We start from the raw sequence: 13,571 nt of genomic DNA on the forward strand, positions 1-13,571 counted from the left end.
ACGTCGAAGCCGATTGGTCAGTACTGGGGAATGGAGGTTGTTGACGCCAAAAATGTCCTCCCGGAAACAACGTTGAGAGACCAACCAGAATTCCAAAACCTCCCCACCACCATCCCCGAGGTTAAGGATTATCAGGGCTGGTCCCAGATGCGTTGCGACCCGGACCTCGAAGGCGAGCCCAAACAAACCAGTGGCACCCGCTGGAACGCCTTTCAGCTGGCCGTGCTCGATGGGCTCGGGCGCACCGTGGCGCGGCCGGTGACATGGCTGACTAGAGCGCAGCCTTGAACGACGGATCGACTACCAGACGGACGCCAGATGGCTATGAACATCGTAGATGACCTTGCAGTGGTGTGCGGTTACCAAATACCTGGATTTTCAAGATGACAAAACTCGCATCCACTGGATTGCTTAAGGGGAGCTTCGCATTCCTGGCTCCTCCCATCGCGATCATTCTTGCCCTGTCTTTGGCCAATCCAGGCTGCGGAGCGCCGCTGGATCCGCTCCAGCTTTTTGTCCTTTCGCTCATATACGCACCGTTCGTACCAGAGTTCTACCTGTTTGCCCTTCCCGCATGGATTGCCTCAACCGTAGTGCTAAGCACGAAGCGGGTCTCTCTTCGCATCGGAACGACCCCAGGGCGAATCGTTACATGGTATTTCTTCATGCTTCTGGTGATTGCAATCGTATCGGTCGCGATAGGCATCTGGAGTTGTGGAAGCAAAGCAAACACCGTGGGGCAAGCAACGCATTCAAACCAAGCGCAGCCTGACCTCGCTATCGTCAATGAGAACGACCTTATCCTCGGTTCAACCGTGGATTCGTCACCCCAAGCCTCTGCTCCCGACGCAGTTCTGGACGACGAACCGGAAGAGGGGTGTGTTCCATCGCCCGACGGCTTTCATGTATTTCCCGTCCTCACATGGAATGGTTCTGACTCTCCAATCGTCAATCGTCGTTTTCGCATGACGCTCGAGGACGGTCGCGTCATCACGGGCAGAACCGATGCCCAAGGCAGAACCGTTCTGGTCAGCATGCCTACTTGTCAGCAAGTCGCGATTGAGCTGCTGAAGGATGACGAATAGGCACTCAAGAATGGGCGGGGTTTCATGACATCTAAACCGTTCGGGGAACATTGGGAAATCAGAGCCCGCAGCCAAGCGAACGTCATCGACATCCACCTACCAACAACCAGTTACAAGCACCTTCCAGAATTCCAAAACCTCGCCACCGCCACCCCCAAAGTGAAGGACTACAAAGGCTGGTCGCAAATGCGCTGCAGCCCGGACCTCGAAGACGAGCCAAAGCAAACCACCGGCACCCGCTGGAACGCCTTTCAACTCGCCGTGCTCGACTGGCTCGGGCGCACCGTGGCCCGACCGATCACCTGGCTTGTGCACGTGATGGCTTGAGGCGGCCTCGCCCTGCCGACGCCCCGATCCTCAAGCACTCGCCCTATAACCAGGAAACGCCCTTGTGCGAGCGAGGCCAATCGTACGGCCGCCAGCACTCACGCCGGGCGCACATTTACGCTCGCATCCGGAAAGCCGGTTGAATATGCTGTCTGGGCTGCCCGCCCGCCACGTTACTTGAAAGTAAGTGGGCGCAGCTTCAGGGTCGACAAATACGGTGAGGAAGGCGCACGAGAGCGGGCGATCGCACTGCGCCAGCACTTCGAGGCGCAGGTGGAGGGATTTCACGCGCCGCATGTGCCTGAGAGGTTTTTGCCGGACGACAGCAAGCATCAAAAGTAGTCCGCTTCCCGCCCAAGAACCAAAATGCTTTATCTACGCGCGCCCCAGGCGCTGCCGCGCAATCTGCCCCGACAAGATAATGACCGGCACCAGACCTACCGCGACAATCGTCAAGGCGGCGGTCGAGGCTTCGGCCAGTCGTTCGTCGGAGGCCAGATTGAAGGCCTGGGTGGCCAAGGTATCGAGGTTGAACGGGCGCATCACCAGCGTGGCGGGCAGCTCTTTCATCACATCCACGAACACCATCAAGCCCGCCGTCAGCAAGCTACCCTTGAGCATGGGCATATGCACCCGCCGCAAACTAGCCCACGCACCCGCGCCCAGGCTGCGCGCGGCTTCATCCATGGACGGGGTGATCTTGCCCAGGCCGGTGTCGACGGCATGCAGCGCGACGCTGAGAAAGCGCGTCAGGTAGGCATACACCAGCGCCACCATGCCGCCAGTGAGCATCAAGCCGACACTGAGATCGAAATGCGTCTTGAACTGCCCGGCCAGCCAGTTGTCGAGTTGCGTGACCGGGATCAGCACCCCCACCGCAATCACCGTCCCGGGCACGGCATAACCGAGTCCGACCAGGCGATTCAGGCCGCGCGTAAACGGGCCGCGAGACAGTCGGTTAGCGTAAGCCAGCAGCATGGCCAGCGCCACGCCGAGCACCGCAGTCACCGAAGCGAGCATGAAGCTATTGCCCGCCAGCGTGAAGAAGCGCGGGCCGAAATGCGCATCGCCTTCGGTCAGCGCCATCTCAAGCAGCAAGCCGGCCGGCAGCAAAAAGCCGAACAACAGCGGCAAGAAACACGCAATCGCGGCGATGGCCCCCGCCAGCGGTGACAGCTTTCGCCCGAGCGGCGGGCGCTGCTGACGCGAAGTGTCGTTAAAGCGAGCCCGACCACGGCTGATGTGCTCGAGCACCAGCACCAGCACCACGACCGACAGCAGCGCCGCCGATAGCTGAGCTGCCGCCGCCCGGTCGCCCAGCGAGAACCAGGCGCGGTAGATACCGGTGGTGAAGGTCTGCACGCCAAAATACGACACCGTGCCGAAGTCGGCCAGGGTTTCCATCAACGCCAGCGCGGTGCCGGCGACGATGGCCGGGCGCGCCATGGGCAAGGACACCCGAAAAAAACAGGCCCACGGGCCGAGGCCGAGCGAGCGCCCGGCTTCCATGGCGCCAGTGGCGCGCTCGAGAAACGCGGTGCGCGCCAGCATGTAAACATAGGGATAGAACACAAAGGCGAACATACCCACCGCGCCACCGACGGTTCGGACGTCGGGAAACCAGTAGTCGCCGTACTGCCAGCCAAACCACTCGCGCAGCATGCTTTGCAGGGGGCCGACGAACTGCAGGAAGTCGGTGTACACATAGGCCATCACATAGGCCGGTACCGCAAGGGGCAAGATGAGCGCCCACTCGAAGAAGCGGCGGCCGGGGAAGTCGTGCATCACGGTCAGCCAGGCGGTAGTCACGCCAATGCTGGACACGCCCAGACCGACGCCGACGCACAAAATGACCGTATTGAGCATGTAGTCGGGCAGCACCGTCGACGCCAGATGCGCCCAAGTGTCCAGGGTGCTGAAATCGGCCAGGCTGGCGAAAACCGCCAGAATTGGCACCGCGGCCAAGGCAGCAATGCCTAGCGCGGCAGGCGTCAACCAGGGGTACTGGCCAAGCAGAGTCAGACGACGATGCATCCTGTTCCCGAAAAAAGCCCGACGGCCGACGCGCCTCGGGCAGGAACGAAATTATAATGGATCGCATTCACTCATCCCGCAACACCACCGAACTTTCTGCCATGACGCTTCTCGATGTTCGCCAGATCACACTCGCCTACGGAACACAGCCGGTCGTCGACCGCCTGGATTTCTCGCTGGCCGAAGGCGAGATCGGCTGCCTGCTCGGGCCGTCGGGTTGCGGCAAGACCACCGTTCTGCGGGCGATTGCCGGCTTCGAGCGGGTGCGCGACGGCGAGATCCTGATTGACGGGCAATGTGTCAGCAGTGTGCACACCCACCTGCCCCCCGAGCGTCGGCGCATCGGCATGGTGTTTCAGGACTACGCGCTGTTTCCGCATCTCGATGTGAGCGAGAACATCGCCTTCGGCCTCGGCAAACAGAACGCCGACGCCCAGCGAAAGCGGGTCGATGCCCTGCTCGATCTGGTCGGGCTCGGCCAACAGGCCAGGCGCTACCCGCACGAGCTCTCCGGCGGTCAGCAACAGCGGGTCGCGCTGGCCCGCGCCCTGGCGCCGGCGCCCAGTCTGCTGCTGATGGACGAGCCCTTCTCCAACCTCGATGTAGAACTGCGCGAGCGCCTCTCGCTGGAAGTGCGCCGGATTCTCAAGGAAACCGGCACCACCGCCATTCTGGTGACTCACGATCAGAACGAAGCCTTTGCCGTGGCCGACGTGATCGCCCTGATGCACGGCGGCCGCATTCAGCAGCGCGCCACGCCATACGACCTCTACCACCGCCCGATCAATCGCTTTGTGGCCGATTTCGTCGGCCAGGGCGTGCTGGTGCCGGGCCGGGTGATCGGCGACGACCGGGTCGAGATCGCGCTGGGCACGCTGCGCAGCGACACCCCGCTCGATTGCGGCCCGCTCGGCGTGTGCCCGATCAATGCCACGGTCGATGTGCTGCTGCGCCCCGACGATATCGTGCATGACGATGCCAGCTCCGACACGGCCACCGTGCTGATGAAAGCCTTTCGCGGCGCCGACATCCTCTACACGCTCAAGCTCGACAACGGCGTCAAGCTCTTGTCACTGGTGCCCAGCCACCACAACCATGCCATCGGCGAGCGCATCGGCATTCGACTCGATGTCGACCATGTGGTGACCTTCTATGAGCCGGTCCCGCCACCGACGCATGCCACCCAGCCATGATTCCCTGGCTGGAAGCACCCGACTTTCCGCCACTGACCCGCGCGCTGGCCGAGCCCAACGGCTTGCTCGCGGCAGGTGGTCAGCTCACCCCTGCCTGGTTGCTCGCCGCCTATCGCCGCGGCATCTTTCCGTGGTTCAGCGAAGGCGAGCCGATCATGTGGTGGAGCCCCGACCCGCGTATGGTCTTGCTGCCGAGCCAGGTCAAAATCACCCGTTCCCTCGCCAAGACCCTGCGCAGCGATCGTTTCGAGGTGCGCTTCGACACCGCTTTTGCGCAAGTCATGGCCGGCTGCGCCGCGCCGCGCGCCGACGGCCACGGCACCTGGATTACCGCGCACATGCAGGCTGCCTATCTGCGCCTGCATGAACTGGGCTACGCTCACAGTGTCGAATGCTTTCAAGATGGTGAGTTGGTGGGCGGGCTGTACGGCATTGCACTCGATCAGGCGTTTTTTGGCGAATCCATGTTTTCTCGGGTCAGCGACGCCTCCAAGGTCGCGCTGGCGCATCTGGCGCGCTTTCTCGATCAACGCGGAGTGGGACTGATCGACTGCCAGATGAGCACCACGCACCTGAGCAATATGGGCGGCGTCGAGGTCCCCCGCGCGGCATTCAGCCAGGCACTGACGCAGCTGATCGGCCCGGCGCCCGAGCCCCAACACTGGCCGAAGGCGCCAGAAGCCGGGCACAATTGGGTTCGCACCTCGGAGTAAGCCATGCAAAAGGACTACCCCTACGCGCTGATTCAGTTCTATGTCACCGGGCCCTACGACTGCTCCTATCTCCCCGCGGAGCGCGCCCGCTCGCAGGTGGCCACGCCCAATCATGTGATCGACACGCCGATCTACTCCGAGCTCGTGCGCAATGGCTTTCGCCGCAGCGGCGTGTTCACCTACCGCCCCTACTGCGATCAATGCCAGGCTTGCGTGCCGGTGCGCATTCCGGTCGATCAGTTCGTCGCCAACCGCAGCCAGCGGCGCACCGCCGCGCGGCTTGGCCGTTTGTCGGTCACCGAACGCCCATTGGGCTTTGACGACGAACACTACGCGCTCTACAAGCGCTACCAGGAGCAACGCCACGCCGGTGGCGGCATGGATCAGGACAGCCGCGAGCAGTACGCCCACTTTCTGCTGCAAAGCCATGTCGACACCCGCCTGATTGAATTTCGCGACGCGGGTGTGCTGCGCATGGTGTGCATCATCGACCGCCTGACCGACGGGCTGTCGAGCGTCTACACCTATTTCGACCCCAACATCCCTGGCGCCAGCTACGGCACCTGGGGGGTGTTGTGGCAGATTGAGGTGTGCCGGGCACTGGATCTGCCCTATCTCTACCTGGGCTACTGGATTCGCGACAGCCGCAAGATGGCCTACAAGGCGCACTTCAAACCGCTCGAAGGCCGCATCGGCGGACAATGGCAGACGCTGAACCCCGACACCTTGGCCTGACGCGGCGCACAAAACGCAGCGGCGGTAGAGTAAAATCCGCCGATGCTCTACGACCTGATCCGATCTGTATTCTTCTCGATGGATGCCGAGCAGGCCCACGGCCTCGGCATGAATGCCCTGCGCCTCGGCGGCCGCCTCCTGCCCCCCGCCGAGCCCCTGCCCGCCGTACCCACCGAGGTGATGGGCATCGCCTTTCCCAACCGGGTCGGCCTGGCCGCCGGGCTGGACAAGAACGGCGAGGCCATCGATGGCCTGGCGCGCATCGGCTTCGGCTTTCTCGAAATCGGCACCATCACGCCGCGCCCCCAGCCGGGCAACCCCAAGCCCCGCCTGTTCCGCCTGCCAGAAGTCGAAGGCATCATCAACCGCATGGGCTTCAACAACCATGGCGTCGATGCGCTGGTCGCCAATGTGCGCGCGGCCAAATACCGCGGCGTGCTGGGCATCAACATCGGAAAAAACGCAGACACGCCGATCGAGCGCGCGGTCGATGACTACCTCGCCTGCCTCGACAAGGTCTATGCGCTGGCCAGCTACGTCACGGTCAACATCTCCTCACCGAACACCAAGAACCTGCGCGCGCTGCAAGGCGCCACCGAACTCGACGCCCTGCTCGGGCCGCTCAAGGCCGCGCAAGAACGCCTGGCCGACCAGCACGGCAAGCACGTACCGCTGGCACTCAAGATTGCCCCCGACCTCGACGACGACCAGATCACCCAGATCGCCGACGCCGTGCGCAAGCACCGCTTCGAGGCGGTCATCGCCACCAACACCACCATTGCCCGCGATGCGGTCAAGGGCCTGCGCCACGGTGACGAAACCGGCGGCCTGTCCGGCGGGCCGGTGCGCGACGCGAGCACCCGCGTGATCCGAGCCTTGTCCGCCAAACTCGGCGGCGAAGTGCCCATCATTGGCGCGGGCGGCATTCTGAATGGTGAGCACGCGCGTGAGAAAATCGACGCCGGTGCCGCCCTGGTACAGATCTACAGCGGCCTCATCTACCACGGCCCGCGCCTGATCCGCGACTGTGTCGCCGCCACCGATCGGCACTACTGACCGCGCCGAAATGCATATACCTATAACCGCAGCGGGGTTGAGCGGCACCTCCGCTCAGGGGATAATCCACCGCTTCAACAAGAACGGCTTGGCATGAGCAGTTATCTCTTCGTGATTCTTGGTGCGGTTCTGGTCAACAACGTGGTGCTGGTGCGCATCCTTGGCCTGTGCCCCTTCATGGGCGTCTCCAAGAAACTCGAGACCGCCATCGGCATGGGCGCGGCCACCACGTTTGTGCTCACCCTCGGCAGCGGCACCAGCTGGCTGATCGACCACTACCTGCTGGTGCCCAACGATCTGGTGTATCTGCGCACCCTGTCGTTCATCGTCGTCATTGCCGCCATCGTCCAGCTCACCGAACTGGTCATCCACAAAACCAGCCCGCTGCTGCACCAGGTGCTCGGCATCTATCTGCCACTGATCACCACCAACTGTGCGGTGCTCGGCGTGCCCTTGCTCAACGTGGGTCTGCGTCACGACCTGTTCGAATCGCTGCTCTTCGGCTTCGGCAGTTCGGTCGGCTTCACGCTGGCGCTGGTGCTTTTCGCCGGCATCCGCGAGCGGCTCGACGGCGCCGACATCCCCGGCCCCTTCAAAGGCACTGCGATCGCCATGATTACCGCTGGCCTGATGAGTCTCGCCTTCATGGGCTTTGCCGGACTGGACCGCTTCCAGTGACCGCAGCCCGCCATTTGCCCGTGCCCAAACACGCCCTGCCATGCTGACCGCCATTCTCGTCATGACCGGCATCGCCCTGGTGCTCGGCGCTGCGCTCGGCTTTGCCGCCATCTTCTTCAAGGTCGAAGGCGATCCGCTGGTCGACAACATCGACGCCATCCTGCCCCAAACCCAGTGCGGCCAATGCGGCTTTCCGGGCTGCCGGCCTTACGCCGAAGCGATTGCCAATGGCGAGGCCGACATCAACCAGTGCCCGCCGGGCGGCGAAGAAGGTATCCGCCATCTGGCCGATCTGCTCGGCCGCGAATTCAAACCGCTCGACGAGGAACACGGCGTCGAAAAGCCGAAATCGGTTGCCGTCATCGACGAGCAAACCTGCATCGGCTGCACACTGTGCATCCAGGCCTGCCCGGTGGACGCCATCGTTGGTGCGGCCAAGCAGATGCACACCATTGTCGAAGCCGAATGCACCGGCTGCGAGCTGTGCATCGCGCCCTGTCCGGTCGACTGCATCACCATGGAGCCGCTGAAAGAAACCGTGAAGACCTGGAAATGGAAGTACCCGGTCATCCAGATCAAGGATGTCGCATGATCGCCGGTCTGTTCCGTTTCAAGGGCGGCATCAAACCCGAGACGCACAAAAACGCCTCGGCCGGCTCGCCCATCCAGATCGCGCCGCTGCCCAAACAGCTGATCGTGCCGCTGCGCCAGAGCCCACGTGCGACGGCCGAGTGCATTGTCGTGCCGGGTCAGAAAGTGCTCAAGGGCGAGCGCATCGGCCTGCCCGACAGCCCGCTGAGCACCGCCGTCCACGCGCCCACCTCAGGCACCGTCGTCGAAATCACACCCCACGCCATGGCCCACGCCTCCGGCTTGCAGACGCGCTGCGTCGTCATCGAACCCGACGGGGACGAACGCTGGATCGATCGCCCCACCCTCGACTACGCGTCCGCCAGCCCCAAAGAAGCCCTCGCCTGGCTGCGCGACCACGGCATCGTCGGTCTGGGCGGCGCGACCTTTCCCAGCCATATCAAGGCCGGCGTCGACGGCGGCATCGAAACCCTGATCCTCAACGGCGCCGAGTGCGAACCCTGGATCACCTGTGACGACCGGCTCATGCGCGAACGCGCCGACGGCATTGTGGCCGGCGCGCTGATCCTCAAGCACCTCACCGGTGCGCGCGAGATCGTCTTCGGCGTCGAAGACAACAAACCCCAGGCCATCGAAGCCTTGCGCACGGCCATCCATGGTCTGAGCGGCGACATCACCGTCATTCCCGTGCCCTCGCTCTATCCGGCCGGCGGCGAAAAACAACTGATCCGCGTGCTCACCGGCGTCGAGATCCCGCACGGCAAGCTGGGCGGCGATTTTGGCGTGCAGTGTTTCAACGTCGGCACCGCCTATGCCGTCAATCGCGCCATCAACCATGGCGAACCGCTGGTCTCGCGCGTGATGACGGTCACCGGCAACGTCGACAAACCCGGCAACTTTGAAGTCCTGATCGGCACCCCCGTCGAGGCCTTGCTCGCCCTGGGTCAGCCCAAGCCCGACACCGGCCGCATCCTGATGGGCGGCCCGATGATGGGCTTCGAGCTGCCCCGCCTCGACGTGCCGGCCACCAAAGCCACCAACTGCCTGATCGCCACCTCACCAACGCTGTTCCCGCCTCCGCCGCCGGAAATGAACTGCATCCGCTGCGGCGCCTGCGCGGTAGTCTGCCCCGCCGAGCTGCAACCCTTCGAGCTGTACTGGTTCTCGCGCGCCCGCAACTTCGGCAAGGCGCAGGAATACCATCTCTTCGACTGCATCGAATGCGGTTGCTGCTCCTATGTGTGCCCCTCGCAGATCCGTCTGGTGGACTACTACCGTTTCGCCAAGGGCGAGATCTGGGCGCGTGAACGCGAAAAATCGGCTGCCGATGCCGCACGCGAACGCTTTGAATTCCGCAACGAACGCCAGGCCCGCGAGAAGCGCGAAAAAGCCGAAAAGCTCGCCGCCAAGGCCGCCGCCACCAAAGCCAAACTTGCCGCCGCACCAACGGATGCCCCCGCAGCTGTGGCCACCGATACCCCAGCCGGCCCGGACGACGCCAAGCGCGCCCTCATCGCCGCGGCGCTCGAACGTGCCAAGGCACAAAAAGCCGCCGTCGAGCCAAAGAACACCGATGCGCTGACGCCCGAGCAGGCCGCCCAGGTCGCCGAAGCCGACGCGCGCCGTGCCGCCCAGGCCGCCCCAGACACTGCCGCCGACGCGCCGGAATCGAATTGATGCTGACTTCACCTTTCGTTCGCAAACCCACCAGCGTGCAGCAGGTGATGTTCACGGTGCTGGTCGCGCTGCTCCCGGCTATCGCGCTCTACGTCTGGCAGTTCGGCGCCGGCATTGTCGTGAATATCATCATCGCCACCCTCAGTGCCGTGGGTGCCGAGGCAGCAATTCTCAAGCTACGCAAAAAGCCGGTCGGGCTGTATGTCTCTGACCTGTCCGCCGTGGTCACCGCCTGGCTGATCGCCCTCACCTTCCCGACCATCCTGCCAGCCTGGATCCTCATCCTCGCCACCGTGCTGTCGATCGTGGCGGTCAAGCAACTCTACGGCGGCCTCGGGCAGAACCCGTTCAACCCGGCCATGGCCGCGTATTGCCTGATGATCGTCGCCTATCCCTCAGCCATGTCGCAGTGGCCTGCGGCTGGCTGGATGGACCTCTCCACCCATTTGCAACTCATCGGCGGCGCGAGTCTGGACGCGGTCACCGGTGCCACGCCACTCGATGCGCTCCGCACCGGCCTGCGCTCCGGCACCGATGTAGACGGCATTCTGGCCAGGGAAGCCTTCGGCATCCTCGGCGGGCGCGGTTGGGAGTGGATCGGCCTGGGTTACGTGGCCGGCGGTCTGTTCCTGATCCAGCGCCGCGTCATCACCTGGCACCTGCCTACCGCTTTCCTCGCAGGCATGGTCCTCATCTCCGGCCTGTTCTGGATCGCCAACCCGGCGCATTACGCCTCACCGCTGTTCCATCTGGCGAGCGGGGGCACGCTGTTGGCGGCCTTCTTTATCGTCACCGACCCGGTATCGGGCGCCACCACGCCGCGCGGCAAGCTCATTTTCGCCGCCAGCATCGCACTGATCACCTACCTGATCCGCAACTTCGGCGCCTATCCCGACGGCATCGCCTTCGCCGTGCTGCTGATGAACCTGTGTGTGCCGCTGATCGACATGAAGACTCAGCCGCGCGTGTTCGGCCACAAGGGAGATTGAGCGCGTGAGCACCGAATACACCGCCGCCCGCACCTCGATCCGCACCGCGCTGATCCTGACCCTGTTTGCCTCGCTATTTACCGCTGCGATGGCGCTCACCTACCGCTACACCAAACCGGCGATCGACACCGCCGTGGCCGAGGTCAAACGCAAACTGATTGCCGAAGTCCTCGCACCGGAGAGCTACGACAACGCCCTGCTCGACGATGTCGTTACCGTGCTCGCACCCGCCGAACTCGGCATCGATGAAGGCAGCCTGGTCTATCGTGCCCGCAAGCGTGGCGAGCCGGTCGCGCTGATCGTCGAAGCCCGCGCACCCGACGGCTATGGCGGCGGGATTGATCTGATTGTCGCCGTCGGTGCCGATGGTCGCCTGACCGGCGTGCGTGCCACCGCCCACAAAGAGACACCGGGCTTGGGCGACTATGTTGATCCGCGCAAAGACCCCAACAAGACCCGCCCATGGATCAACCAGTTCGTTGGCCGTGGCCTGACCGGCAGCGACACCAGCGGCTGGAAAGTGCGCAAGGACGGTGGCGATTTTGACGCACGCGCCGGCGCCACCATCAGCGCCCGTGCCGTCATTGCTGCTACCGCCCGTGCGCTGGCCTGGGCCGACGCCAACCAGCACCGCCTGTTCGACGCAAAAACCGGCGAGCGAATCACCGCCGCCGCCAATGCAGGAGCTAAGCCATGAGCGCCTTCAGCAAAGACACCTGGATCAACGGCCTGTGGAAGCAAAACCCCGGCCTGGTGCAACTGCTGGGCCTGTGCCCCATCCTCGCGGTCAGCACCACCATGGTCAACGCGGTCAGCCTCGGTATCGCCACCATCGTGGTGATGGCACTGGCCAACCTGTCAGTCGCCACGCTGCGCAACTTCATCCCCTACGAAATCCGCATCCCGGTATTCATCCTGATCATCGCCTCGCTGGTGACCGTGGTCGATCTGCTCTTCAATGCCTATCTGCACGAGCTGTATCTGGTGCTCGGCATCTTCATTCCACTGATCGTCACCAACTGCATCGTGCTCGCGCGTATCGAGGCCTTTGCCGCCAAGAATGACCCGCTGGTGTCCACCTTCGACGGCATCGCTCAAGGTGTGGGACTGCTGCTGGTACTGGCCGTGCTGGGCACCATGCGCGAGCTGATTGGCGCGGGCACACTGTTTGGCGGCATCGATCTGATCATCGAAGGCGCATCGGCCATCAAGGTGCTGGGCACGGACTACCCCGGTTTCCTGATTGCCATCCTGCCGCCCGGCGCCTTCTTTGCGCTCGGCTGCCTGATCGCCGCCTTCAACTGGATCAACAGCCGCGCCACCGCGCGCAAACACGCCGCACCGGTGACGCCGCAGGCACCTGCCGACGCCGTACCGGAGAGCTGAGCCCGGCATGGCCCGCCCGATGAGCAAGGCCGCCATCGCCGAGATGTTCGCGCGATTCCAGGCGGCCAACCCGAATCCGGAAACCGAGCTCGAATACGCCTCGCCCTACCAACTGCTGGTGGCCGTCGTGCTGTCGGCCCAGGCCACCGACAAGGGCGTAAATATCGCCACCCGCAAGCTGTTTGCCGAGGCCCCCACGCCGGAGGCCATGATCACTTTGGGTGAGGCGGGCGTGACCGAACACATCAAGACCATCGGCCTGTTCCGCAACAAGGCCAAGAACGTCGTCGCGCTGTCTTACTTGCTGCTGGAACGCCATGGCGGCGAGGTGCCCGCCGATCGCGACGCACTCACCGCCCTGCCCGGCGTCGGCCGAAAAACCGCCAACGTGGTGCTGAACACCATCTTTCGTCAGCCGACCATGGCGGTCGACACCCACATTTTCCGGCTCGCCAACCGCACTGGTCTTGCCGCCGGCAAGAATGTCGACGCGGTCGAAGCTGCGCTGCTGCGGCGTGTGCCCAAGCCCTATTTGCTCGACGCGCACCACTGGCTGATTTTGCACGGCCGCTATGTATGCACCGCACGCAAGCCGGCCTGCGACCGCTGCCTGGTGCGCGACCTGTGCAATTCACGCGACAAGACCGATCTCCCGCCACCCGGAAGCCCAGACCATGTTTGATCCCAGCCGCGACCAAGCCCGCCACTTCTTCCTCGAAGCCTGGCGCAAACAGCGCGACGGCAGCATCCTCACCCCGCTCGAGTCCATGGTGGTGGATATCGTCCAGTTGCATCCGGAATACCAGCCCTTGCTCGAGGACAAAGATGCGATCGAGCACGAATTCGCACCCGAAGACGGACAGGTGAATCCGTTTCTCCACCTCTCGCTGCATCTGGCCATCGAAGAACAGCTCTCGATCAACCAGCCGCCCGGACTCAAGCCGGCCTTTGCGCAACTGCAACTGCGCAAGGGCGATCGACACGACGCCTTGCACGAAGTGCTCGAATGTCTCGGTGAAGTGATCTGGAAAGCCCAGCGCGACCGGCAGCCGCCCGACGGCGCGGCCTATGTCGAGGCCGTACGTAAACGCGCCGGCCTCGCCTGAC

At 63.7% G+C, this 13,571-nt stretch carries 16 protein-coding genes; 15 read left to right on the forward strand and 1 reads right to left on the reverse strand.

What is annotated here, in order from left to right; translation table 11 throughout:
- From FHP91_RS06155 to FHP91_RS06165, 3 genes are all read left to right on the forward strand, one after another.
- Positions 1 to 288: hypothetical protein (locus tag FHP91_RS06155; protein WP_222105127.1), on the forward strand; the 288-nt coding region annotated here is incomplete at its 5' end.
- A gap of 95 nt (positions 289 to 383) precedes the next feature.
- Positions 384 to 1,085, forward strand: coding sequence for a hypothetical protein (locus tag FHP91_RS06160; RefSeq protein ID WP_144308766.1), 702 nt, complete (start codon positions 384 to 386; stop codon positions 1,083 to 1,085).
- 24 nt (positions 1,086 to 1,109) lie between these two features.
- Entirely contained in the window at positions 1,110 to 1,412 is a 303-nt protein-coding gene (locus FHP91_RS06165; RefSeq protein WP_144308767.1) for a hypothetical protein, read from the forward strand.
- Between the two features lie 375 nt (positions 1,413 to 1,787).
- Here the strand turns inward: FHP91_RS06165 and FHP91_RS06175 are convergent, their stop codons facing one another.
- Positions 1,788 to 3,446, reverse strand: a complete 1,659-nt coding sequence (locus FHP91_RS06175; protein WP_144308768.1) for an ABC transporter permease — start codon at positions 3,444 to 3,446, stop codon at positions 1,788 to 1,790.
- A gap of 101 nt (positions 3,447 to 3,547) precedes the next feature.
- Between FHP91_RS06175 and FHP91_RS06180 the strand changes: the two genes are divergently transcribed.
- From FHP91_RS06180 to FHP91_RS06235, 12 genes are all read left to right on the forward strand, one after another.
- Complete coding sequence (locus FHP91_RS06180) at positions 3,548 to 4,639, forward strand: ABC transporter ATP-binding protein (RefSeq protein WP_144308892.1); 1,092 nt, start codon at positions 3,548 to 3,550, stop codon at positions 4,637 to 4,639.
- On the forward strand, positions 4,636 to 5,352 hold the full coding sequence (aat, locus tag FHP91_RS06185; protein WP_144308769.1) for a leucyl/phenylalanyl-tRNA--protein transferase: 717 nt from the start codon (positions 4,636 to 4,638) through the stop codon (positions 5,350 to 5,352). The genes FHP91_RS06180 and aat overlap by 4 nt, the downstream gene beginning before the upstream one ends.
- A 3-nt stretch (positions 5,353 to 5,355) precedes the next feature.
- Positions 5,356 to 6,087 (forward strand): arginyltransferase, encoded by a 732-nt coding sequence (locus FHP91_RS06190; protein ID WP_144308770.1) that lies wholly within the window; start codon positions 5,356 to 5,358, stop codon positions 6,085 to 6,087.
- A gap of 42 nt (positions 6,088 to 6,129) precedes the next feature.
- Positions 6,130 to 7,143, forward strand: a complete 1,014-nt coding sequence (locus tag FHP91_RS06195) for a quinone-dependent dihydroorotate dehydrogenase (protein WP_144308771.1) — start codon at positions 6,130 to 6,132, stop codon at positions 7,141 to 7,143.
- Positions 7,144 to 7,236: 93 nt separating this feature from the next.
- The gene (gene rsxA / locus FHP91_RS06200; protein WP_144173080.1) at positions 7,237 to 7,821 is read left to right on the forward strand and encodes an electron transport complex subunit RsxA; all 585 of its coding nucleotides are present in this window, start codon (positions 7,237 to 7,239) and stop codon (positions 7,819 to 7,821) included.
- Positions 7,822 to 7,861: 40 nt separating this feature from the next.
- Positions 7,862 to 8,413: an electron transport complex subunit RsxB gene (gene rsxB, locus FHP91_RS06205; RefSeq protein ID WP_144173078.1), complete on the forward strand. Its 552-nt coding sequence runs from the start codon at positions 7,862 to 7,864 to the stop codon at positions 8,411 to 8,413.
- The gene (gene rsxC / locus FHP91_RS06210) at positions 8,410 to 10,089 is read left to right on the forward strand and encodes an electron transport complex subunit RsxC (RefSeq protein WP_144308772.1); all 1,680 of its coding nucleotides are present in this window, start codon (positions 8,410 to 8,412) and stop codon (positions 10,087 to 10,089) included. Before rsxB ends, rsxC begins: the two co-directional genes overlap by 4 nt.
- Positions 10,089 to 11,078: an RnfABCDGE type electron transport complex subunit D gene (locus tag FHP91_RS06215; protein ID WP_144308773.1), complete on the forward strand. Its 990-nt coding sequence runs from the start codon at positions 10,089 to 10,091 to the stop codon at positions 11,076 to 11,078. The genes rsxC and FHP91_RS06215 overlap by 1 nt, the downstream gene beginning before the upstream one ends.
- 4 nt (positions 11,079 to 11,082) lie before the next feature.
- The gene (rsxG, locus tag FHP91_RS06220; RefSeq protein WP_144308774.1) at positions 11,083 to 11,775 is read left to right on the forward strand and encodes an electron transport complex subunit RsxG; all 693 of its coding nucleotides are present in this window, start codon (positions 11,083 to 11,085) and stop codon (positions 11,773 to 11,775) included.
- Positions 11,772 to 12,464 (forward strand): electron transport complex subunit E, encoded by a 693-nt coding sequence (locus FHP91_RS06225; protein WP_144308775.1) that lies wholly within the window; start codon positions 11,772 to 11,774, stop codon positions 12,462 to 12,464. The genes rsxG and FHP91_RS06225 overlap by 4 nt, the downstream gene beginning before the upstream one ends.
- A gap of 19 nt (positions 12,465 to 12,483) precedes the next feature.
- A complete protein-coding gene (nth, locus tag FHP91_RS06230; protein WP_144308893.1) occupies positions 12,484 to 13,146 on the forward strand; it encodes an endonuclease III in 663 nt (220 codons plus the stop codon).
- Positions 13,139 to 13,570, forward strand: coding sequence for a DUF1841 family protein (locus tag FHP91_RS06235; RefSeq protein ID WP_144308776.1), 432 nt, complete (start codon positions 13,139 to 13,141; stop codon positions 13,568 to 13,570). The genes nth and FHP91_RS06235 overlap by 8 nt, the downstream gene beginning before the upstream one ends.
- The last annotated feature ends 1 nt before the right edge of the window (position 13,571 follow it).

This window comes from Denitromonas halophila (assembly GCF_007625155.1).
GTDB lineage: Bacteria > Pseudomonadota > Gammaproteobacteria > Burkholderiales > Rhodocyclaceae > Nitrogeniibacter > Nitrogeniibacter halophilus.